We start from the raw sequence: 21,753 nt of genomic DNA, 5'->3' as shown, positions 1-21,753 counted from the left end.
CTCCGCGTGTGGGGCAGGTGCCGAAGTGATCCAGTTATCACCAAATCTTGTCGGCTTTCTCGGTTTATCGCCCGAGTTGTTCCAGTACTCGCCTGGGTCGGTTGGTGATGATGGCGTCAACTCCCAGCCGTACGCACAGCTCCACGTCCGCCGGATCGTCCACCGTCCAGACGTGAACCCGATGTCCGGCCCGATGCAATCGCGCCACATACCCGGGGTTGGCGCGCAGGATGCGGATACCGGGGCCGGCGATCCGCGTTCCGGCGGGCAGCCGTCCGTCGCGGTACCTCGGCAGCACGTAGCTCATCAGGAACACCGTGGGCAGGTCCGGTGCGGCGGTCTGGATCCGGCGCAGCGAGCGCGCCGAGAAGCTCATCACCCGTACCTGCGGGCGGCCGTCCACCGGGCGCAACAGGTTGAAGCGGCCCAGCAGTTCCAGCAGCCGCTGCTCCACCTGCCCCGCCCAGCGCGTCGGATGCTTGGTCTCGATCGCCAATTCGATGCGCCGGTCGGCGCTGACCACGAGTTCCAGCAGCCGCTCCAGGGTGAGCACCGAGCTGCGCTCCAGCGGGTCGGGCGTCCAACTCTCCCAGTCGGGGGACTCGTAGGCGTCCTTCCACGACCCGAAGTCCAGTGCCGCCAGCTCGGACAGCTCCAGCGTGGACACCGCTCCGCGCCCGTTGGACGTACGGTTGACGCGTCGGTCGTGTACACAGACCAGGTGACCGTCGGCGGTGAGCCGAACGTCGCACTCCAGCGCGTCGGCGCCGTCCTCGACGGCCTTGCGGTAGGCGGCGAGGGTGTGTTCTGGAGCGTCTTCCGACGCTCCGCGGTGGGCGACGACTTGGATGGCCTTCGGGCCGGGCGGTGCATCTCCGGCCGGGTACGCATGGGTCACGGGGTTATCGTGCCATCGTCTGGTGACAGAGTCCGATTGGTCAGAGTTTTCCCCTTCATGAGGGGTGGCCGTTTCGCCGCTTGTAAAGGAGGACGGCCACCTGGGCGGGGACTGCTTACGGTGGTCCGACGGCCCATGGGAAAAACTGTGCTACGGCACTCTTTCCCCTGTCAGTCAGCTGGCGGCCCCCGTCAGCCCCGCATCGCGTCCCATCGCGCACCTTCGAGGAGATACAGCTGTGAGCACCGAGAACGAGGGCGGCCTCCCCGCCTCCGGGCAGGACGGTGGCGGCCGGCCCTTGGAGGGCGAGCCGGGCGTCTCGGAGCAGCCCCGCGACACCGCGCAGATGCCCCCCGTCCCCCCGACGCACCCCAGCACGCCGCCTCCGGTACCGCCGTCGGCCTTCTCCGTCCCCGGCCAGCCCACTGCGCCACCGCCCCCGCCGCTGGGCCAGCCGCCGCTCGGACAGCAGCCGCCGAACGGCCCGCAGGACCCGTACGGTTCGTACGCGCTGAGCCCCACGCCCGAACCGAAGCGCCGTGGCGCCGGCGGTCTGGTCGTCGCGGTCATCGTGGCCGCGCTGGTCGCGGGCGGCGTCGGCGGCGGCATCGGCTACTGGGCGGCCAACCGCGCCGACAACGGCTCGACCACAGTGTCGTCCGCCGTCGACCCCAAGGCGCTCAACCGCCCGCCCAACTCGATCGCCGGAATAGCGAACAAGGCACTGCCCAGCGTGGTGACCATCAACGCCAGCGGCAGCCAGGAGAGCGGCACCGGCACCGGCTTCGTCTACGACACGCAGGGCCACATCCTCACCAACAACCATGTGGTGGCCCCCGCCGCGGGCGGCGGCAAGCTGACCGTCACCTTCTCCAACGGCAAGACATACGACGCCGAGGTGGTCGGCCGCGCCCAGGGCTACGACATCGCCGTGATCAAGCTCAAGAACGCGGGCGACGCCAAGCTGACCCCGCTGCCGCTCGGCAACTCCGACCAGGCCCAGGTCGGCGACGCGACGATCGCGATCGGTGCGCCCTTCGGCCTGTCGGGCACGGTCACCACCGGCATCGTCAGTGCCAAGAACCGTCCGGTCGCCTCCAGCGACGGCCAGGGCACCACCGCCTCCTACATGAGCGCCCTGCAGACCGACGCCTCCATCAACCCCGGCAACTCCGGCGGCCCGCTGCTCAACGCCAACGGCGCGGTGATCGGCGTCAACTCGGCCATCCAGTCGGCCAACAACGGTGGCGGGAACATGTTCGGCGGCTCGTCGCAGGCGGGCAGTATCGGTCTCGGCTTCGCCATCCCGATCAACGAGGCGAAGTACGTGGCCGACACCCTGATCAGGACCGGCCAGCCGGTGTACGCGGTGATGGGCCTGTCCGTGAACATGAACTACAACGGCCAGGGCGCCCAGATCTCCGACAACGGCGCCAACGGCGGTTCGGCGGTCACTCCGGGCGGCCCGGGCGACAAGGCGGGCCTCAAGGCGGGCGATGTGATCACCAAGCTCGACGACACCATGATCGACAGCGGCCCCACCCTGATCGGCACGATCTGGCAGCACCGCCCCGGCGACCAGGTCCAGATCACCTATCAGCGCGGCGGCTCCACCCACACCACCACGGTCACCCTGGGCGAACGCAAGGGCGACAGCTGACCGACAAGATCCCACCGAACCGGCTAGGCTGTCCCTCGCGTCGCCAGACGACGCGGGGGAGAGTTGCCCGAGCGGCCTAAGGGAACGGTCTTGAAAACCGTCGTGGCAGCGATGTCACCGTGGGTTCAAATCCCACACTCTCCGCGCAGGTCAGCGTAGGTGCTGGTCAGAAGGGGTGCTCCCGAGAACGGGGGCACCCCTTCGGCGTACTCCCGTCCCTCGGTGCCTACGGCGTCCGCCTCGGTGGGAGACCCCTGTGGGCCGCTCCTGGTCGCGAGGGTCTCCGCAGTGCTCGACCGGTTTCGGCGACGCCGCGGCCTCACGGGCCAGCGCGGCGAGATCGTACGCGTCCGCCGTCGGGTTCAGGCAGAGCGGGATTCCAGTCGGGGGACGGCATCAGCCATCTCCCTGACAGTGGGCGGCCGTTGATCCGGCCGCGTGGGCAAGGGCGGGGGGGCCGCCGCGGCCAGGGGCCGCGGCGGCAGCTCGGCTGGGCCTGATGCCGACGGGTGCGTTTCCGCACGTGACTCTCACGCGTCGCCAAGTCGACTTCCTGAAGCCATGTTTATCGACAGATCGTCACGCTTGCGAGGTAAATGGAGTGCCCGGAGTGGTTCTTGGTGGTTCCCGTGGGCAAGTCTGGATTCGCGGCGCCGCAGAGGTGGCGAAGCGGTTGGCCGGCCGCTCGCCCACACCAGCCTGGGAGGAATTGAACATGAGCAAGATCCGTACCGCCCGTGTCCTGGCCGCCTTCGCCGCGTTGCCGCTCACCGCGGTTCTGTTCGCGGGCACCGCCTCGGCGGACAACGGTTCCTTCGCCAACGACCACTCGCAGTCGAGCGTCAACAGCACGGGACAGGTGTCCTCGGGCGCGGGCGCCACGAACCAGAGCAACACCGCCAGTGTGAACGGGTCCGGTGATACCCGAATCGAGCAGCAGAATGTGCGGGTGATCTTCTCCAGGTGCTGGTGAAGGCGGCGCGAGCCCTCGGCGCGCTTCCGTAGGTAGCGGCGCCGGAGTCCCGCGCGGCAGGTCGGTGAGGTGGCTGTGCGGCGGCATGATCGATGCCGTCGCACAGCCTTTTTGGGGCTGCCGTGGACGCCGGGAGGTTGTCCACAGGGTGTGGACAACCTCCCGGCGTCTTGACGCCCCCAGCTAATCTGACGGACAGTCAGGATATGGCGGATGCGGGGCTCTATGAGCGGATCAAGGCGTATGAGGGGCGGTCGGCCGTCACCGGGGGCGAGGGAAGGGATCCCGTCAACTCCCCCATGATCAGGCACTGGTGCGAGGCGCTGGGCCACCCCGTACCCGCTGACGGTTCCGCGCCCGCCACCATGCTGCAGGTGTGGACCATGGCTGGACTCCCCGGCCACGGCGACCGGTCCGGGCCGTACGACGAACTGCTGGGCGCCCTCGACGCCGCCGGGTTCACCGCCGTCGTCGCCACGGACTGCGAGCAGGAGTACCTGCGACCACTGCGCCCCGGCGACCGGATCGCCTTCGACGCCGTCATCGAGTCGGTCTCGCCACCCAAGGCCACCAAACTGGGCACCGGTTACTTCATCACCACCAGGATGGACCTGCGCTGCGCAGCGGAACCGGTCGGCACCCACCGCTTCCGGATCCTCAAGTACGCACCCGTACATCGGAAGGCGCCCGCCAAACGGCCGCGCCCGGTCGTCAACCGTGACAACGCCGGTTTCTGGGACGGGGTTTCGCGCCGCGAACTGCTCATCCAGCGATGCACGCACTGCGCTACACCGCGCTTCCCCTGGCTGCCGGGATGCGACCGGTGCGGTGGGCAGGAGTGGGACACCGTCAGGGCGAGCGGCTCCGGCACCGTCTACTCGTATGTCGTCATGCACCATCCGCCGTTCCCGGCCTTCGACCCCCCGTACGCGGTCGTGCTGGTGGAGCTGGCCGAAGGGGTGCGGATGGTCGCCAACGTGACCGGTGTCCCGTGCGACAAGGTGCGCATCGGTATGCCGGTGGAGCTCGAATTCACCGGCGTCGACTCGGAGTTGACGCTTCCGGTGTTTCGGGCGAAGGAGGAGGTTTAGATGCGTGCCGGTGACGAACTGGCGCCGCTGCGCATACCGATCACCCGAACCCTGATCGTCGCCGGTGCCATCGCCACCCGCGACTACCAGGACGTGCACCACGACGCCGAGGCCGCCCGCGCCAAGGGCTCCCCCGACATCTTCATGAACATCCTCACCACCAACGGCCTGGTCGGCCGCTACATCGCCGAGCGCCTGGGGCCGGCCGCCGAACTGCGCAAGGTCGCCATCCGGCTGGGCGTCCCCAACTACCCGGACGGCGAGATGGAGTTGAGCGGACGGGTCACGTCCATGGGCACCGACGCCGACGGCGAGACGGCCGTCATCGAGGTGACGGGCGCCAACGCGCTCGGCCAGCACGTCACCGGACAGGTCACCATCCGTCTGCCACGGGGAGGCGGCCATGAGCCTGCACGGTCCTGATGCTCTGGGAGGGCGGGCCGCGATCGTGGGGATCGGCGCCACCGCGTTCACCAAGGACTCCGGCCGTAGCGAACTCTCGCTCGCCGCCGAGGCGGTACGCGCCGCGCTGGACGACGCGGGGCTGCGCCCCGCCGACGTCGACGGGCTGGTCACCTTCACCATGGACACCAGCCCGGAGATCACCGTCGCCCAGGCGACCGGCATGGGCGAGCTGACCTTCTTCTCCCGCGTCCACTACGGCGGCGGCGCGGCATGCGCCACCGTCCAGCAGGCGGCGCTCGCGGTGGCGGCGGGGGTGGCCGAGGTGGTGGTCTGCTACCGGGCGTTCAACGAGCGCTCCGGCCGCCGCTTCGGCTCCGGCGTCCAGCACCGCGAACCGTCCGCCGAGGGCGTGGCACTGGGCTGGGTGCTGCCGTTCGGCCTGCTGACGCCCGCCTCCTGGGTCGCGATGGCCGCCCAGCGGTACCTGTACACGTACGCGCTGGGCCCGGACGCCTTCGGGCCGGTCGCGGTCGCCGACCGCCGGCACGCCGCGACGAACCCGGCCGCGTACTTCCACGGCAGGCCCATCACCCTCGCCGACCACGCCGCCTCGCGCTGGATCGCGGAACCGCTGCGGCTGCTCGACTGCTGCCAGGAGACCGACGGTGGCCAGGCACTCGTCGTCACTACCCTGGAGCGCGCCCGTGACCTGCGGCAACGCCCTGCCGTCATCACCGCGGCGGCACAGGGCGCGGGCCGCGCGCAGCAGCAGATGACCAGCTTCTACCGCGACGACCTCACCGGGCTGCCGGAGATGGGGGTGGTGGCCCGCCAGTTGTGGCGCACCTCCGGGCTCGGGCCGGGCGATGTGGACACGGCCGTGCTGTACGACCACTTCTCGCCGTTCGTGCTGATGCAACTGGAGGAGTTCGGCTTCTGCGGGCGCGGTGAGGCGGCCGGCTTCGCCGCCGACGGCGGGCTGGAGATCGACGGGCGGCTGCCGGTCAACACCCACGGCGGCCAGCTCGGCGAAGCGTATCTGCACGGCATGAACGGCATCGCCGAGGCCGTGCGGCAGATGCGGGGCACCAGCGTCAACCAGGTCCCGGACGCCTCCTGTGCCCTGGTGACCGCGGGCACCGGCGTGCCGACCTCCGGGCTGCTGCTGGGCCGCGACGGCTGACGGCCGCCCTCACGCCACTCACGGGGGACCCGATGGGTGCAGACGGCTGAACCCGACGTCCCACGGGGCGCGCCTCCCGCGTACCGTGCCCGTCGCCCTTTTGACTCCCCGTCATGCGTGATAACAACCGGATCATCCGACTTGTGCTTGTCATGGTGGCGTCCCTCGCTTGCGCTGTCGCGGGCATCATGCCGGTCGCGGCGAAGGGCTCGGCCCGGCGGCCGGGCCCGCACCAGAGGGTCACCACCACCGAGGGACGCCGCACCGGCCGGGCACCGTCGCGTAGACCCGGCGGCGTCAACCGCGCACCGTCGCGTCGGCCGCGTGACCCCGGCCCGGGGTCCGGACCGGCACAGCTCGGACCCGGTCCGCTGCCCGGCCCCGGGCAGCCCGGCAACCCCTTCCCGGGCCCCGGCTGGCCCGGTGACCTGCGGCTGCCGGACCTGGGCGACCTTCGGGACCTGGGCAACCTGGGCGACCTCGGCGACCTGGGCGGCGTGGGCATCGTGGGCGGCGTGGACATCCCCGGCGACCCGGGGCACACGCAGCCCCCCGCCTCACCGGCCCCGACCCCGCCCAGCACGCGCAATCCGCACCAGCGCGCCGCGCAGTCGCGGGTGTGGCCCACCACCGACGACCCCCGCCACCACGGCGCCCAGATCTTCCAGGGCTGGGGGTTCGACATCTGCTCCGCGCCCTCGCTGGACACCATGCGGGCCTGGCGGGACTCCAAGTACGGCGCGATCGGCGTCTACATCGGCGGGATCTCCCGTAGCTGCGCCCAGGACAACCTCACCTCCCACTGGGTGCGCAAGGTGACCAGCATGGGCTGGCGGCTGCTGCCGGTCTACGTCGGCTCGCAGTCGCCGTGCGCCACGGACGAGCGGCACCGGACCTACGTGATCGACGAGGACGACATCGAGGGCCAGGCGACGCACGAGGCCGATGACGCGGTGTACAACGCGGAGCGCCTCGGCATGGACCGCAACAGCCCCATCTACTTCGACATGGAGTCGTACGACACGAAGTACCGGTTCTGCACGCGTCCGGTACTGGAGTTCGTCCAGGCGTGGAGCCGGGAAGTGCGCGCCCGCGGATACCTTCCCGGCTTCTACAGCAACGCCAACGCCGGAATCGCCCAGATGGAGCGGGCCCGCCGGCACGGCCACTCCGACCTGCCGGACCTGGTGTGGTTCGCGCACTGGGGCGTGGAGCCGGACGTCTATGAGGAGCCCAAGCTGTCCAGCGGCGCCTGGCGCCCGCACCGCCGCGTCCACCAGTACGCCGGTGACAAGCGCGAGACGCACGGCGGCCGGACCCTCGTCATCGACCGGGACCTGGTCGACGCACCGGTGGCGATCATCCGCAAGGACGGATGACGCGGGGCCACGCACGGCGCGCGCCCGCCGCCGAGGGAGGCCGTCACTCAACGTGATGTGATCCTGTCGCGACCGGCAGGCAACGCGCGCCGTGGTCCGTGGCGTCCCTTCGGGTGGAACCCCGGACCGTGTCCACCCTCGGGAGGTAGGGAGACCCTCACCCCTACGACTTCAGAGTGACCCAGCTTCGGGACCTGCGGCCGATCCCCGACGCCGTCGGCGCTCATAGCGTTGAGTGCATGACCACGCCTGTGTGCACCAGCGCTCAGCAGCAGTTCACCAGTTATGTCCAGGACAGGGGACCGGTGCTGCTGCGCACCGCCCGTTCCCTGACCGCCAACCCGTGTGACGCCGAGGACCTGCTGCAGACGGCGCTGGCCAAGACCTACCTGGCGTGGGACCGGATCGCCGACCACGGTGCGCTGGACGGCTACGTACGGCGCACGCTGGTCAACACGCGCACCTCGCAGTGGCGCAAGCGCCGCGTCGACGAGTTCGCCTGCGAGGAGCTGCCGGAGAGCAGCGTCCCCAGCCCCGACCCGGCCGAGCACCAGGCGCAGCGCGACGCGTTGTGGACCGCCATAGGGCGGCTGCCGGCCCGCCAGCGCGCGATGGTCGTGCTGCGGTACTACGAGGACCTCACCGAGGTGCAGACCGCCGAGCTGCTCGGCGTCTCGGTGGGCACGGTCAAGAGCTCGGTCTCCCGGGCCCTGGTGAAGCTGCGCTCCGACCCGGAACTCCTCGCCTGGTAACCGGACGCCGTAGAAGGGAACGCGTGGCCCGGTGGCGCCGCTCGTCCCGGCTGCCCCCGATCGGAAGCGGAAGGGGCACGCCGATGCCGGGCCAGGTCGGCCGAAAGGAACCCGTCGCGGCCTAGCCATACCGCACGGTATGCCAGCACAATCACGGGAAACCTACTCTCGCGTAGTGCGTCAACGAGGAGGCTCCCCGGTGCTGAGCACGATGCAGGACGTACCCCTGCTGGTCTCGCGGATTCTGACCCATGGCTCGACCGTGCACGGTCGAGCGCGGGTGACCACCTGGACCGCGGACGCTGGACCGCGGCGCCGGACCTTCGCCGAAATCGGCGCACGCGCCGCCCAACTCGCGCACGCGCTGCGCGACGAACTCGGCGTCGCCCCCGACGACCGGGTGGCGACGCTGATGTGGAACAACGCGGAGCACGTCGAGGCGTACTTCGCGATCCCGTGCATGGGCTCGGTGCTGCACACGCTCAACCTGCGGTTGCCGCCGGAGCAGTTGACGTGGATCGTCAACCACGCGGCGGACCGGGTCATCCTGGTCAACGGTACGCTGCTGCCGCTGCTCGCCCCGCTGCTGCCGCGGCTGGAGTCCGTCGAGCACCTGGTCGTCGTCGGTCCCGGCGACACCTCCGTGCTGGACGGCTGCCGTGCGACCGTCCACGAGTACGAGTCGCTGATCGCGGACCGCCCGCAGCGGTACGAGTGGCCGGAGCTGGACGAACGGCAGGCCGCGGCGATGTGCTACACCTCGGGCACCACCGGCGAACCCAAGGGCGTCGTCTACAGCCACCGTTCCATCTATCTGCACTCGATGCAGGTGAACATGGCCGAGTCGTTCTCGCTGACCGACCGGGACACCACCTTGCCCATCGTCCCGATGTTCCACGTCAACGCCTGGGGCATTCCGCACGCCGCGTTCATGACGGGCATCAACATGCTGATGACCGACCGGTTCCTGCAACCCGCCGCCATCGCCGAGATGATCGAGGCCGAGCGGCCCACCCACGCCGCCGCCGTCCCCACCATCTGGCAGGGGCTGCTCGCCGAACTCGCCGAACGGCCACGGGACGTCTCCTCGGTGCGCCAGGTGATCATCGGCGGCTCGGCCTGCCCGCCCTCGCTGATGCGGGACTTCCAGGAGCGGCACGGCATCGAGGTCTGCCACGCCTGGGGGATGACCGAGACCTCGCCGCTGGGCACGACCTCCCACCCCCCGGCCGGAGCCACCGGTGAGGAGGCGTGGACGTACCGGTTCACCCAGGGCCGGTTCCCCGCCTCGGTGGCGGCCCGGTTGATCGGCCCGTCCGGTGAGGTGATGCCGTGGGACGGCACGAGCACGGGCGAACTGGAGGTGCGCGGTCCGTGGATCGCGGGCGCCTACTTCGGCGGCGCCGGAGCCGAACCCCTCGCCCCCGAGGACAAGTTCCACGACGGCTGGCTGCGCACCGGCGACGTCGGGGCGATCTCGCCGGACGGTTATCTGACGCTGACCGACCGCGCGAAGGACGTCATCAAGTCGGGCGGTGAGTGGATCTCCTCGGTGGAGTTGGAGAACCACCTGATGGCCCACCCCGACGTCGCGGAGGCGGCCGTGGTCGCGGTCCCCGACGAGAAGTGGGGTGAACGGCCGCTCGCCACCGTGGTGTTGAAGGAGGGCGCCGTGGCCGACTACGCCACGCTGCGCGTCTTCCTCACCGAACGCGTCGCCCGCTGGCAGGTTCCGGAGCGCTGGACGATCGTCTCCGCCGTGCCCAAGACGTCGGTGGGCAAGTTCGACAAGAAGGTGATCCGACGCCAGTACGCGGACGGCAAGTTGGACGTCACGGTGTTCTGAGTCGCCGTCCCCGCCCGGTGGTTGGCACGGTCCGGCGGTCGCTGACCGCCGGACCGCCCTACAGCTCGGTGCCGATCTTGCTCAGCAGGTCCACGATCCGGCCCTGCACCTCGGCGCTTGTGGAACGTTCCGCGAGGAACAGCACCGTCTCGCCGGATCCGAGGCGCGGCAGTTCGGCCGGTTCGATGTCCACCGAGGTGTAGACGACGAGCGGGGTGCGGTTCAACAGACCGTTCGCCCGCAGCCAGTCGACGATCCCGACCCGGCGCCGCCTGATCAGCATCAGATCCATCACGACCAGATTCGGTCGCAACTGCGCGGCGAGCGTTGCCGCGTCGCCCTCCGACGCCGCGTGCGCCACCTGCATGCCGCGCCGCTCCAAGGTCGCGGTGAACGCCGCGGCGATGTCCTGGTGGCTCTCCACCAGCAGCACCCGCGGCGGGTGCTGCTCACTGTCGCGCGGCGCCAACGCCTTGAGCAGCACCGCCGGGTCGGCGCCGTACGCCGCCTCCCGTGTCGCCTGCCCGAGCCCGGCCGTCACCAGCACCGGAACCTCCGCGGCCACCGCCGCCGCCCGCAGCGACTGCAACGCGGTGCGGGTGATCGGCCCGGTCAGCGGGTCCACGAACAGCGCCGCCGGATACTCGGCGACCTGCGCGTCCACCTCCTCCCGCGAGCGCACCGTCACCGGACGGTAGCCGCGGTCGGTCAGCGCCTGCCGGGTCGACACATCGGGCTCAGGCCAGACCAGCAGCCGACGCGGACTGCTCAGCTCCGCCGCCGCGCCGTCCGCCGCCGGGGCGGCGCTGACCTCCACCGCGCCGTTCGGGCCGTCCAGATGCTCGGGTCCCTCGTCCCCCTCGGCGGGCGCGCCTATGGCGAACGCCTGGCCTTCGCCCTGGCTGTCGCTGGCCTGGAACGCCGGATTCGACGCCGCGGCCTGGTCCGTCGGGTGCTGCCGGGCGGGCTCGGCGGTCTGCGTCTGCGGGGGAGCGGTCAGCTTGCGGCGCCGCCCGGAACCACTGCCCGCCGCGGGCACCCCGCCGGGCGGCGTCGGCTGCCCGGGCTGGGCGTACGCCACACCCTGCCCCAGCGTCCGCACGCTGATCGCCCGGCCCTCCGACTGCGGCGACTCGGCGGCCTGCGGCGTTCCGTTCGCGGCCTGCCAACCGGGCGGATTGGGCTGGCCGTTGACCTGGTGCGGGACCGGACGTGCCGCGTCCGCCGGGCTCTCGCCCTCGCCCTGCGGCAGGCCCTGGTGCACGGGGTCGTCGACGGCCTGGGCGGCCGGGGGCAGCGCAGCCGGCAGCTCCGGACCGGCGGCGGGCTTCCTGGCCCGGCGGCCGGACGGCCGGGGCGCTTGCTCCGCCGCGGCCGACGGCAACGCCGGTTCGATCGCCAGCGGTTCTGGCTGCGCGGGCCGCGGACCCGCCTCCTGCGGCAGCGCGCCGGGACGCGCCCGGCGTCCGCGTGGCGTGGCCGTCGCCTGTTCAGGCAGCGCGGGCAGGGCCGGGCGCCCGGACTCGGCCTGCTGCGCAGCGCGCAGCGGCTCGGCCGGTTCCGGATCGCTCTGTGCGGCGGGCGGCAGCGCGTGAGCGGCGGGCAGCGCGGGCAGTTCCGGCTGCTGGCCCTCGGACAGTGCGCGCCGGGCCCGGCGACCGGTCGGCCGGGCCTGGGACTGCGGACCGGCCGCGTTGGAGCCGTTGGCCTCGTTCACCGCGGCGCCGTCCGGGGCGGGCGGCTGCTCGACGCCACCGGGCTCAGCGCGGCGCAGCGCACGGCGCCGCCCGGTGGGCTGCTCCTGTGGGGCGGCGTTCGCCGAGGGGCCGGCCGGAAGCGCGATCGGCGCGCCGGGGCCGCCGTTGCTCTCGTGGACCGGGCGCCGCGGCCGCGGCGCCCGCCCGGTGTTCTGCCCGGCCGTGTCGACGGGCTTCGGCCCGTCCGCCGTGCCCTGGGTGCCGCGCGCCGGGGCGGACGGCATCGGCAGCACCGTCGTCTCGGACTCCCGCGCCGCCGCCTTGCCGTGCGCCGCGTCACCGCCGCCTTCGTCGACCGGCACCTCAAGCACATAGGCGCTGCCGCCCTGCCCGGGGACCTCGTGCGTCTGCAGCACTCCGCCGTGCCGCTCAACGATCCCGCGGGTGATCGGCAGATGGACCGGGCTGCCGCCGCTGTGCGGGCCGCGCACCTCGATCCGTACCACGTCGCCGCGCTGCGCCGCCGCGACCACGATCGTGGAGTCGCCGCCTCCGGCGACCACCGCGGTGCGTCCGGTGGCGTCCACGCCCGCCACGTCGGCGATCAGGTGCGCGATCGCCTGCGACAGCCTGGGCCCGTCGACCACCGCCTCGATCGGCGGCGCGTGCACCGCGTACTGCGCGCGGCCGGGGCCGATCAGCTCGATCGCCCCTTCCACCCCCGCCGCGACCACGTCGTCAAGGCCGACCGCCGTCCGGTCCAGCTTCTCCTTGCCGGAGTCCAGCCGCTGGAAGGCCAGCACGTTGTCGATCAGCGTGGTCATCCGGGCGTATCCGGCGGCCAGATGGTGCAGCGTCTGGTTGGCTTCCGGCCACAACTGCCCGGCCGGGTCGGCCGCCAGCCCGGACAGCTCGCCGCGCAGCTCGTCCAACGGCGCGCGCAGCGAGGCGTCCAGCACCTCGCGCAGCTGTGCGTGCCGGGCCGCCAGCGCGTCGAAGCGGCTGCGGTCGGTGAACGACATCACCGCGCCGACCAGTTGGTCGCCCTCGCGCACCGGCGCGGTGGTGAGGTCGACCGGTACCGCGCGGCCGTTCTTCGTCCACAGCACCTGGCCGCGCACCCGGTGCTTGCGCCCCGAGCGCAGCGTGTCGGCGAGTGGCGTCTCCTCCCACGGCAGCGCGCTGCCGTCGGCCCGCGAGTGGTGGATCAGCGGATGCAGCTCCTGGCCGCCCAGATCGCTGGCCCGGAAGCCGAGGATCTGCGCGGCGGCCGGGTTGACCAGGACGACCTTGCCCTCGGTGTCCACGCCGACCACGCCCTCGCTTGCGGCGCGCAGGATCATCTCGGTCTGCCGCTGCTGGCGGGCGAGTTCGGCCTCGGTGTCAAGGGTGCCGGTCAGGTCCCGCACCACCAGCATCAGCAGCTCGTCGCCGGTGTACAGATGGTGCGGATCGGCGTACGGGGTGCGCCCGTCCTCCACGTTGGCGCTGGTCACCTCGACCGGGAACTCACTGCCGTCGGTGCGCCGGGCGACCATCCGGGTCGGCTTGGTGCGCCGGTCCTCCTCCGAGTCCGGGCGGCGCATCGAACCGGGGATGCGCCGGGAGTCGAAGGCGGGCAGCAGGTCGAGCAGACCCCGACCGACCAGGGCGGTGCCGGGGGCCTCGAACGTTTCCAGGGCTATGGCGTTGGCGTTGACGACCGTTCCGTTGGCGTTCACCAGTAGCAGGGCGTCGGGGAGGGCGTCGAGTATTGCCGCGAGGCGAGCAGCGCCTCGGGATGGCCTGCTGCTCACGAGACGCGTCCTCCCTGATACCGCACTTGCTGTACCGCTCTTTGCTCAGCTGGCTCGGTGATCGCGGGCTGCTATCACCGATGGCCCATCTTGCCCTTCCCCCCGTGGCATGTCACCACAGGAGTGTAAGGGGCGGGCTCCTGGGCACGGTGGCGGATGACGTAGAGGAAGAAGAGGTTCCGTGACGATCTTGTCCGGGTCCGACTAACCCCGACTAATGCCGACCAAGCCGGATCGTTCCTGCCCGCGCCGGACCGTTCCCCGGCCTGGGATGAGCGTGTGCGCTGAGCGGTTGGCGGCGCGGGTGATTCCGGTACCCGGCTGGCTCGGCGGGCGCGCCCGCGCGGCTCAGTGCACCGGGGCACCGGACACCCGGCCCGGCGCGGGCAGTACCGGCTCCATCCGCTGCCAGCGCGCGGCCTGGCAGCCGTCGTTCCTGTTGTACGTGTCCTCGACGTGCCGCCCGTGCCAGGTTCCGGTGATCCGCGCGCTCTGCGGTCCGCCGTACAACTCGGTGCACATCTGGTCGTGCGGTACGGGTCCGAGCGGACCGTCGAGCGCGTCGAGCCGGTCGCACGCCGCCTGCGCGTTCGGCAGCGAGCCGCCGGCCGGGTGGCAGCTGAGGGTGTTGGTGACGGTGGCGCCGCTGCCGTCGTCGTACGTGATGGTCAGCTGGTCGCCCGCCGCCTCGGGCAGTGGCAGCGGCAGCGGCAGGGGCAGCGGCATCCGTGCGGCGGCGGAGGCCGGGACCGGCACGGCGGCCAGCGCCAGCACCACCGTGGCGGACAGCGAGCGGCCGAGCGCCCGCGGCGAACGGGTTCGAGCGTGGCCCTTGGTGTGAGCACGGTCACGGAGACGGAACATGGGGTGGCTCCCTGAGGTGGCGATGCGCCGGAGTGAAGGGTGCGGACGCGCCTCTCCTTACCGCCCACACCCGGCGCTGCCCCGGCATTGCACCCGATCGTGGGCATGTCGCCGCTCCGGTTCGCAACGGCTTTGCCCTCCCGACCGGCGTCCTTGTACCGTAGGCTGCGATTGGTAACGCCCTTCGGGGATGTGCCATCATCTGCACACGCCTTGCGCTCGCGCGGGCGTGCTGGAGGCTTCGCCTAGTCTGGTCTATGGCGCCGCACTGCTAATGCGGTTTGGGTTAATCGCCCATCCCGGGTTCAAATCCCGGAGCCTCCGCTCTTGCCGACAGCCCCGTCCGGATTCTCCGGACGGGGCTGTCGCGCTTCTCCGACCCGTCCGCCCCTCGCCCCACACCGGCTCGTTGCGGCGTTTCCGCAGGTCAGTGACGGTCCGGGGAATGGATTTCGCCTGACGGCGGGGTTCATGTAATGTTGTTCCCGCAACGCCGACCGGCAAGAAAAACCGGGAAGCCAAGCACTCGTAGCTCAACGGATAGAGCATCTGACTACGGATCAGAAGGTTGCAGGTTCGAATCCTGCCGAGTGCACAGCAGATCAAAGCCCCCTCGGGATCATCCCGGAGGGGGCTTTGTCGTGCTCTGCCGCAGCGAAGTACAGCAATGGGCTCGGAGGTGCTGTCAGCCGGTTCCGCTCATGGCCTCGGACAACTTGCCGACGGCGGCGGGCACTTCGGTGTCACCCGCCTCGGTGGGGACCTCCATTGTCATAGCGATCTGCGAGCGCCGCAGGATCCGCTGGGCCGCCTTCGGTGCACCTTGAGGACGACCAGGAGCGAGCCGCGCCCCCGCAGCGGGATGCCGCAGAGCCCGGCACACATGAACCGCAGGGCGAACATGCGGGTGAGTTCCCTGGCTCGATCGGCGTCCCCTATTGGTCGTGAACACCAGACCATGATCGTCCTGCCAGAGATCGGCCGCCGCCTTCCGGGCGCCGAACTGCCGGGCCCGGCGCATCCGTAGCACCTTCAGGCACAGCGCGGGCAGCGGAGGGAAGTCCTCCGAGTCCGCGGTCTTCGTCTCGCTCGCCGTGCGAGATCTGGCGTCCGGCGTGCCGGATCTGGTGATCCACGTAGAGCTCCCCGGCTTCGAAGTCGATGCGCTTCTACGACAGGCCCAGCACCTCGCCTCGGCGCAGCCCGAGGCACACGGCATCGTGCCCTGTGAGTTGAGGAGCCCGAGCTGCCCGAGGACGAGCTGGGAGGGCGACCCGCTCAGAAGCGACGGCCGCGACGCGGCCGCCTGCACCGGCTGATCGGTCAGTTTCGGAGAAGCGGCCGTCCGCACCCCGTGCCTACGCTGGGATCACCGGCGGAACCCGCAGGTCCGCCGCAGGACAACCCCGAAAAGCAGGAGCACCCACGTCATGAGCAGTGGCATCAGCGTGATCATCTACCACGTCAAGGACCTGGCCCGGGCCAAGGCGCTCTTCGGGACGTTCCTCGGCGTCGAGCCGACGACGGACTCGCCGTACTACGTCGGCTTCGAGTTCGACGGCCAGCAGATCGGCCTCGTCCCCGACGGCCAGGGGCGCGGCCTCACCGGCCCGGTCTGCTTCCGCGACGTGCCCGACATCGCCGCCGCCTACCAGGCCCTTCTCGCCGCTGGCGCCGAGTCCGACGAACAGCCGCATGACGTCGGCGGCGGCCTGCTGGTCGCGTCCGTCAAGGACGCGGACGGCAACGTCATCGGGCTCCGCCAGCTGCCGTGAGCCCCGTGACCAGGTAGAAGGGCGAGGCAGCTGTCAGCCACGCCTGACAGTGAGGGGCGCGGGCGATCACGCCGTCCGTGGTGCCGGGGCCAGGGGCGGACCGCACTGCGGGCCGAACGCGCGACCGGTCGAGGTTCCCTGTCACCGGACGACTACCCCGGCCGAACCCTCAAAGGGCCCGGGCGCGACGTCGATGTGCGCGACGCGAGGCCGCTGTGTGCGGCGCGAGGCCGCTGTGTGTGCGGCGAGTTCGGTGGTCGGTGCGGCGGAACGCGGTCCTCGGCTACAGCCCCTCGTGGCGTTCCGCGCGGTCGAGGACGTCGACGAAGCGCTGCCACTGCTGGGCCGACTCCTCGCCGTCGGCGACCGTGAACTCCTCGGGCGACAGGAACGGCACGCGCTCACGCGTCTCGGGATCCAGGGCTTCCCACGCGGCCCTGGCCTGCCGTGACCGCTCCGCACTTGTTGCACTGCCAGTTTCCATTGTTGAGTTGCCTGCCGTCCGTCGAGCCGCACATGGGACAGGTCACGTCTCCTCCTGAGGGTGAATGATGACAGGGCCTTGCGGCTGTCGGTAGAGCACTGGGCATACCCCACCGGCCTGTTCACGTGCGCCCGCGCGTTGGGTGTGGGGCGTGCGCCTCTCTTGTGCGTCGAGCGCCCCGTGCGGCGTCCCGGTGGGGGTGTGGTGCACCGACGGGTCCCGATACCTGTAAGGTGGTGTTCACCGACGCGGGGTGGAGCAGCTCGGTAGCTCGCTGGGCTCATAACCCAGAGGTCGCAGGTTCAAATCCTGTCCCCGCTACCAAGGCCACGGTCCCGGCACTCACGAGTGCCGGGACCGTGGCGTTTTCCGTACGCGCCTGGGTTCCGCGCTCACTTCGGCCAGGCGCGCATGGCCAGTTCGGCCAGGGCTTCGAGCTGTTCGCGGGTCGCGCCGTCGCGGGCCTGGGTGGACATGCCCTGGAAGACCGCGGCGTAGTACTGGGCCAGGGCCTCCGTGTCGGTGTCGGCGGGGAGTTCGCCGGTGCGGACGCCGGAGGTGATGCGGTCGCGCATCGCGCGCATGCCCGCTTCACGCTGGGCGCGCAGTGCCTCCTCCACATCGCCGGACTCCGGCCCGCAGTTGACGGCGGCGGAGACCACCAGGCAGCCGCGTGGCCGTCCGGGGGTGGTGAACTCGGCGGCGGCCTCACGCAGTACGCGCTCCATCGCGCTCCGGGCTGTGGACTCCTCGGCGAGCGCGTGGGGAGTGAAGGCGCCGTACGACTCCTGGTACCGGGCGACGGCCTCTTCGAACAGCGAGCGCTTGTCGCCGAAGGCGGCGTAGAGGCTGGGCGGGCTGATGCCCATGGCCTTGGTCAGTCCGGAGATCGACGTGGCTTCGTACCCGTGCTGCCAGAAGAGGGTGAGGGCCCGCTCCAGCGCCGTCTCCCGGTCGAAGCTGCGGGGGCGGCCCTTCGGCCGCTCCTTCTCCTCCCGCCGCTGCCGCGGCTGTGTTCCGGTCATGGTGGAAATTCTATAGCGATCGATAGCCAGCGTGCTATGGTCTTTGTGTAGCGGTCATTATGGAATGGTCGCGGCAACGGGAGGGGTGTGCCATGCGATACGTGGCGAACGCTACGGGCCTGGTGGAGACGGACCTGGTGGAGTACGCGACCGCGGGCGGCGGCCCCGGGCTGGTGCTGGTGCACGGCACCGGCGGCGACGCGGAGAGCAACTACGGGCATCTGGTGGACCGCTTCTCCGATCGGCACACGGTGATCACACCCAACTACTCGGGCAGTGGCGGTACGAAGGACTCCGGCGGCCCGCTGACCGTCGAGGGCCTTGCCCGGCAGGTGGAGGCGGCGATCGTGGACTCGGGGGTGCCGGGGCCGGTGGCCGTGGTGGGGTTCTCGCTCGGCGCCGGCGTGGCGGCGGCCCTGGCGGCCGTTCGACCCGAAATGGTCAGCAGGCTGGTGCTGGTGGCCGGGTGGGCGGTCACCGGGCCGCGGCAGCGCCTGGCGTTCGACCTCTGGCGGCGGCTGTGGTCGGCGGATCCGGCGCTGTTCTCGCGCTTCGTCACCGCCGAGGGCTGGTCCCCGGCCTGGCTGGACGGTGCCGGGGACGCGGCGGTCGAGCGGACCGTGGCGGAGACCAGTTTTCCGGAGGGCATCCGGCGCCAGATAGACCTCGACGCCGAACTGGACATCAGCGCACTACTGCCCGACATCACCGCGCCCACCCTGGTCATAGGCGCGACCCGGGACCAGATGGTGCCGGTCACCTACACACGGCAGTTGCACAAGGCGATACGGGGCAGCCGCTACGAGGAGCTGGACAGCGGGCACATGGTGATCTACGAGCGCCCCGACGAACTGGTGGCGCTCATAAGGGACTTCATCGTCTGACCCGGCGTGCCGCCGAAGCGGCTCAGTCCGCCGCCGCGCTCGCGGACCGCACGGCCGTCCGCAGTGCGCCGAGCGCCCCGCGCAATTCCTCACGGAGGGCGTCATCGGTGACGTCACCGGTCGCATGGTCGATCTTGGCGGCGGCGCGGGGAACGGTGAGGCAGGCCCCTTCGACGACCGTGGCCGTCATCATGCGCAACGTCTCACGCAACTGCGCGTTGGCGTACGCGCCGCCGCTCGCCGAAGCGGTGATCACCGCCACCGGCTTGTCCACGAACTCCGCACTGCTCACCAGCCAGTCGAGGGCGTTCTTCAGCGCGCCCGGAACGCCATGCGCGTACTCCGGACTGACGATCACCACCGCGTCGGCCCGGGCCACCGCCTGGCGCAACGCATCCACGGCCTCGGGCGCGATGGCATCCTCGCCGTCCAAGTCGGGGTTGAACAGCGGAAGTTCGCCGATCCCGGCCACCGCCGTGCCGTCCCAACCCCCAGCCCGCGCCAGTTCGAGCACCGCACCCAGCAGCACACCATTGGAAGAGGCCGCCCGCAGGCTGTCGGATATCGCGAGGAGCGTCATGAAAGAACCGTATTCTCCGCATTCCCCTCCACGGGGTACCACCGGAGTTCCACCGTGTTGCCGTCCGGGTCGCGGACATAGAGGGACTGGGCGGTGCCGCGGGCGCCGAAGCGGGGGCCGGGGCCGTCGAGGACGGTGAACTCGCCGGAGTCGACGACCTGTTGCCAGTCGAGGGGTTCCACGACCAGACAGATGTGGTCGACGTTGGACCCCTGGACGGAGCCGTCCGGGCGCTGGACGAGGTCGATGATCGTCGTCGGGCTCACCCGTACCGAGGGGAAGGGTGCCTCGCCCGCGCGCCATTCGTCCACGCGGACCGGCGCCAGGCCGAGCTGGCCGCCGTAGAAGGCCAGTGAGCGTTCGATGTCGGTGACGTTGAGGACGAGATGGTCGAAGCCGATCACACGCATGGGCTGCTCCAGGGGGAGTTGGGCGGCAGGGCCGACGGGCCGGGTCCGAGGGTAGGTTGCCAGAGCGCTCAGCCCTTGAGCCTCAGCACCTCGGCAAGGCGGCGGTAGCCCTCCCGCGGCAGGCCCTTGGCGTCGGAGGGCTCGACGAGTTGCAGGGCGAGGTGGTCGGCACCCGCCGCCAGGAACTCGTCGGTCCGTGCGCGTACCCGCTCCGCGTCGCCCCAGGCGACGACCGCGTCCACCAGCCGGTCGCTGCCGCCGTTCGCGAAGTCGTCCTCGGTGAAGCCGAGGCGGAGGAAGTTGTTGGTGTAGTTGGGCAGGGCGAGGTAGTGGGCAAGGTAGTCCCGGGCGATGGCACGGGCGCGCTCCGGGTCGGGTTCGAGGACGACCTTCAACTCCGGTGCCAGCAGGGCGCTTTCGCCGAGGATGGAGCGGGCTTCGGCGGTGTGCTCCGCCGTGACCAGGTAGGGGTGGGCGCCGACCGCCCGGTCGGCGGCGAGCTTGAGCATCTTCGGGCCGAGGGCGGCGAGTACGCGCTCGTTGACGGGCACCGGGGGCTCGGCCGCGTCGAGCGCGTCGAGGTAGCTGACCATCTTCGAGTACGGCCGCTCGTATGCGGCGGCCAGCTTGGCGTGGCTGGCGCCGAGGCCAAGGAGGAAACGGCCGGGGTGCGCGGCGGTCAGTGCGGTGTGGCGGGCCGCGACATCGGCCGGGTCGTGCTCCCAGATGCTGAGGATGCCGGTGGCCAGGACGATCGAGGAGGTGGCTTCGACCAGCGGGGCGGCATGGGAGATGTCGCTGTTGCCGCCGATCCACAGGGCGCCGTACCCCAGCTCCTCCAGTTCCTGTACGGCCTCGATGACCTCGCCGTTGTCCGCGTTGGGCTGCGCCCGCAGTTCGATGCTCCAGATTCCGTACCGTCCCAGCGCCATGGCCCGTTCCCTCCGTTGCGGTGTGGCTTGTGATGCCTTTTGGCAGCGACAACCGGAGGTTTCCTCCGGCTATTCCTCGACGCGGCGGCCAGAAGTTTCTCAGACAACTCACAGATTGGGGAAAGGATGCTCTCACCGGCGCGGTCGAAGGTGTTGGCCATGCCTGCCATTCCTTCTTCCACGCAGAGCGGCCGGACCGCCATGGGCGCCAGCCGGACCGCCACCAGTCAGACCGCCGCCGCGCCCGTGACCGGGGGGCGTACCGAACTGCTGCGACCCGACGGATCGCCGGTCAGGGTGCTCGTCGTGGACGACGAGTCGGCGCTCGCCGATCTGCTCTCCATGGCGCTGCGCTACGAGGGCTGGGAAGTGCGCACCGAGGCCGACGGCGGCGCCGCGCTGCGGGCCGCCCGTGACTTCCTGCCCGACGCGGTGGTGCTGGACATCGTGCTGCCCGACGCCGACGGGCTCGACGTGCTCTCCCGGCTGCGCCGTGAACTGCCCGACGTGCCCGTGCTGTTCCTGACCGCCAAGGACGCCGTGGAGGACCGGATCGCCGGGCTCACCGCGGGTGGCGACGACTACGTGACCAAGCCGTTCAGCCTCGAAGAGGTGGTGGCCCGGCTGCGCGGGCTGCTGCGCCGGTCCGGGGCGGCGGCCATCCGCTCGGAGTCGCTGCTGGTCGTCGGGGATCTCACGCTGGACGAGGACAGCCATGAGGTCAGCCGCGCCGGTCGTTCCATCCACCTCACCGCCACCGAGTTCGAACTGCTGCGGTACCTGATGCGCAACCCGCGCCGGGTGCTCAGCAAGGCCCAGATCCTGGACCGGGTGTGGAGCTATGACTTCGGCGGTCAGGCCAATGTGGTCGAGCTCTACATCTCGTACCTGCGGCGCAAGATCGATGCTGGGCGGGCGCCGATGATCCACACCCGGCGTGGCGCCGGATATCTGATCAAGCCCGCCGAAGCCGGGTGATCGCCGCGCGCCCCACGCTCTACGGGCGCCTCACCCAACTCCTTTTCCCCAAGGGGAATTCAAGCCAGAACGTGGCCCAGGGCCCGGCCGGAACAAATTGCCTTGTACGGCGTACGGGGGAACTTCTACGGTGTACAGCAC

At 71.0% G+C, this 21,753-nt stretch carries 19 protein-coding genes, 4 tRNA genes and 1 pseudogene; 15 read left to right on the top strand and 9 right to left on the bottom strand.

Translation table 11 applies throughout. The features are described 5' to 3' along the window. Window positions 1-64: 64 nt before the first annotated feature. A complete protein-coding gene (locus O5O46_RS11800; protein ID WP_269855301.1) occupies window positions 65-898 on the bottom strand; it encodes a glycerophosphodiester phosphodiesterase in 834 nt (277 codons plus the stop codon). Between the two features lie 238 nt (window positions 899-1,136). Between O5O46_RS11800 and O5O46_RS11795 the strand changes: the two genes are divergently transcribed. The 9 genes from O5O46_RS11795 to O5O46_RS11755 all read left to right on the top strand — a co-directional run bounded on the left by O5O46_RS11795 (window position 1,137) and on the right by O5O46_RS11755 (window position 10,187). Beyond that, on the top strand, window positions 1,137-2,558 hold the full coding sequence (locus tag O5O46_RS11795; protein ID WP_269855300.1) for a S1C family serine protease: 1,422 nt from the start codon (window positions 1,137-1,139) through the stop codon (window positions 2,556-2,558). A gap of 57 nt (window positions 2,559-2,615) precedes the next feature. After that, window positions 2,616-2,702, top strand: a tRNA-Ser gene (locus O5O46_RS11790). A 571-nt stretch (window positions 2,703-3,273) separates the two neighbouring features. Beyond that, window positions 3,274-3,531: a hypothetical protein gene (locus tag O5O46_RS11785; RefSeq protein ID WP_269855299.1), complete on the top strand. Its 258-nt coding sequence runs from the start codon at window positions 3,274-3,276 to the stop codon at window positions 3,529-3,531. Window positions 3,532-3,737: 206 nt separating this feature from the next. Next, window positions 3,738-4,622 carry a Zn-ribbon domain-containing OB-fold protein gene (locus tag O5O46_RS11780; RefSeq protein ID WP_269855298.1) on the top strand — a complete coding sequence of 295 codons (885 nt, stop codon included), beginning with the start codon at window positions 3,738-3,740 and terminating at the stop codon, window positions 4,620-4,622. Continuing rightward, window positions 4,623-5,045 (top strand): MaoC/PaaZ C-terminal domain-containing protein, encoded by a 423-nt coding sequence (locus O5O46_RS11775; RefSeq protein ID WP_269855297.1) that lies wholly within the window; start codon window positions 4,623-4,625, stop codon window positions 5,043-5,045. Beyond that, the gene (locus tag O5O46_RS11770; protein ID WP_269855296.1) at window positions 5,026-6,210 is read left to right on the top strand and encodes a lipid-transfer protein; all 1,185 of its coding nucleotides are present in this window, start codon (window positions 5,026-5,028) and stop codon (window positions 6,208-6,210) included. The genes O5O46_RS11775 and O5O46_RS11770 overlap by 20 nt, the downstream gene beginning before the upstream one ends. A 113-nt stretch (window positions 6,211-6,323) precedes the next feature. Further along, window positions 6,324-7,589: a DUF1906 domain-containing protein gene (locus tag O5O46_RS11765; RefSeq protein ID WP_269855295.1), complete on the top strand. Its 1,266-nt coding sequence runs from the start codon at window positions 6,324-6,326 to the stop codon at window positions 7,587-7,589. A 239-nt stretch (window positions 7,590-7,828) separates the two neighbouring features. Then, the gene (locus tag O5O46_RS11760) at window positions 7,829-8,341 is read left to right on the top strand and encodes a SigE family RNA polymerase sigma factor (protein ID WP_269855294.1); all 513 of its coding nucleotides are present in this window, start codon (window positions 7,829-7,831) and stop codon (window positions 8,339-8,341) included. A 199-nt stretch (window positions 8,342-8,540) separates the two neighbouring features. After that, a complete protein-coding gene (locus O5O46_RS11755) occupies window positions 8,541-10,187 on the top strand; it encodes a long-chain fatty acid--CoA ligase (protein ID WP_269855293.1) in 1,647 nt (548 codons plus the stop codon). Between the two features lie 58 nt (window positions 10,188-10,245). On the opposite strand, the gene O5O46_RS11750 is transcribed toward O5O46_RS11755, so the two are convergent. Together O5O46_RS11750 and O5O46_RS11745 are read right to left on the bottom strand one after the other, a co-directional pair. Continuing rightward, a complete protein-coding gene (locus O5O46_RS11750; protein ID WP_269855292.1) occupies window positions 10,246-13,680 on the bottom strand; it encodes a response regulator in 3,435 nt (1,144 codons plus the stop codon). Window positions 13,681-14,028: 348 nt separating this feature from the next. Next, on the bottom strand, window positions 14,029-14,544 hold the full coding sequence (locus O5O46_RS11745; protein ID WP_269855291.1) for an SSI family serine proteinase inhibitor: 516 nt from the start codon (window positions 14,542-14,544) through the stop codon (window positions 14,029-14,031). 234 nt (window positions 14,545-14,778) lie between these two features. On the opposite strand from O5O46_RS11745, the gene O5O46_RS11740 reads away from it, so the two are divergent. Both O5O46_RS11740 and O5O46_RS11735 read left to right on the top strand, forming a co-directional pair. Further along, window positions 14,779-14,868, top strand: a tRNA-Ser gene (locus O5O46_RS11740). 198 nt (window positions 14,869-15,066) lie between these two features. Next, window positions 15,067-15,139: transfer RNA gene (locus tag O5O46_RS11735), tRNA-Arg, on the top strand. Between the two features lie 90 nt (window positions 15,140-15,229). Here the strand turns inward: O5O46_RS11735 and O5O46_RS11730 are convergent. Further along, window positions 15,230-15,758, bottom strand: a pseudogene (locus O5O46_RS11730) (site-specific integrase); the annotation flags it as partial. Between the two features lie 216 nt (window positions 15,759-15,974). Here O5O46_RS11730 and O5O46_RS11725 point away from each other — a divergent pair. After that, on the top strand, window positions 15,975-16,319 hold the full coding sequence (locus tag O5O46_RS11725) for a VOC family protein (protein WP_269855290.1): 345 nt from the start codon (window positions 15,975-15,977) through the stop codon (window positions 16,317-16,319). Window positions 16,320-16,602: 283 nt separating this feature from the next. Here the strand turns inward: O5O46_RS11725 and O5O46_RS11720 are convergent, their stop codons facing one another. Beyond that, window positions 16,603-16,803 (bottom strand): hypothetical protein, encoded by a 201-nt coding sequence (locus tag O5O46_RS11720; protein ID WP_269855289.1) that lies wholly within the window; start codon window positions 16,801-16,803, stop codon window positions 16,603-16,605. Window positions 16,804-17,050: 247 nt separating this feature from the next. Here O5O46_RS11720 and O5O46_RS11715 point away from each other — a divergent pair. Beyond that, a tRNA-Met gene (locus O5O46_RS11715) sits at window positions 17,051-17,127 on the top strand. Window positions 17,128-17,195: 68 nt separating this feature from the next. On the opposite strand, the gene O5O46_RS11710 is transcribed toward O5O46_RS11715, so the two are convergent. After that, the gene (locus O5O46_RS11710; RefSeq protein WP_269855288.1) at window positions 17,196-17,828 is read right to left on the bottom strand and encodes a TetR/AcrR family transcriptional regulator; all 633 of its coding nucleotides are present in this window, start codon (window positions 17,826-17,828) and stop codon (window positions 17,196-17,198) included. Window positions 17,829-17,929: 101 nt separating this feature from the next. On the opposite strand from O5O46_RS11710, the gene O5O46_RS11705 reads away from it, so the two are divergent. Beyond that, on the top strand, window positions 17,930-18,712 hold the full coding sequence (locus O5O46_RS11705) for an alpha/beta fold hydrolase (RefSeq protein WP_269855287.1): 783 nt from the start codon (window positions 17,930-17,932) through the stop codon (window positions 18,710-18,712). A 22-nt stretch (window positions 18,713-18,734) separates the two neighbouring features. Here O5O46_RS11705 and O5O46_RS11700 read toward each other — a convergent pair whose 3' ends face one another. The 3 genes from O5O46_RS11700 to O5O46_RS11690 form a co-directional block, all read right to left on the bottom strand. Further along, window positions 18,735-19,292, bottom strand: coding sequence for an NADPH-dependent FMN reductase (locus O5O46_RS11700; protein WP_269855286.1), 558 nt, complete (start codon window positions 19,290-19,292; stop codon window positions 18,735-18,737). After that, window positions 19,289-19,702: a VOC family protein gene (locus tag O5O46_RS11695; RefSeq protein ID WP_269855285.1), complete on the bottom strand. Its 414-nt coding sequence runs from the start codon at window positions 19,700-19,702 to the stop codon at window positions 19,289-19,291. The genes O5O46_RS11700 and O5O46_RS11695 overlap by 4 nt, the downstream gene beginning before the upstream one ends. A 68-nt stretch (window positions 19,703-19,770) precedes the next feature. Further along, window positions 19,771-20,634 (bottom strand): LLM class F420-dependent oxidoreductase, encoded by an 864-nt coding sequence (locus tag O5O46_RS11690; RefSeq protein WP_269855284.1) that lies wholly within the window; start codon window positions 20,632-20,634, stop codon window positions 19,771-19,773. 201 nt (window positions 20,635-20,835) lie between these two features. On the opposite strand from O5O46_RS11690, the gene O5O46_RS11685 reads away from it, so the two are divergent. After that, window positions 20,836-21,612: a response regulator transcription factor gene (locus O5O46_RS11685; protein ID WP_269855563.1), complete on the top strand. Its 777-nt coding sequence runs from the start codon at window positions 20,836-20,838 to the stop codon at window positions 21,610-21,612. The last annotated feature ends 141 nt before the right edge of the window (window positions 21,613-21,753 follow it).

This window comes from Streptomyces sp. RPT161 (assembly GCF_027533845.1).
GTDB classification, from domain to species: domain Bacteria; phylum Actinomycetota; class Actinomycetes; order Streptomycetales; family Streptomycetaceae; genus Streptantibioticus_A; species Streptantibioticus_A silvisoli_A.
This window is presented reverse-complemented; position numbering and strand designations above follow the sequence as displayed.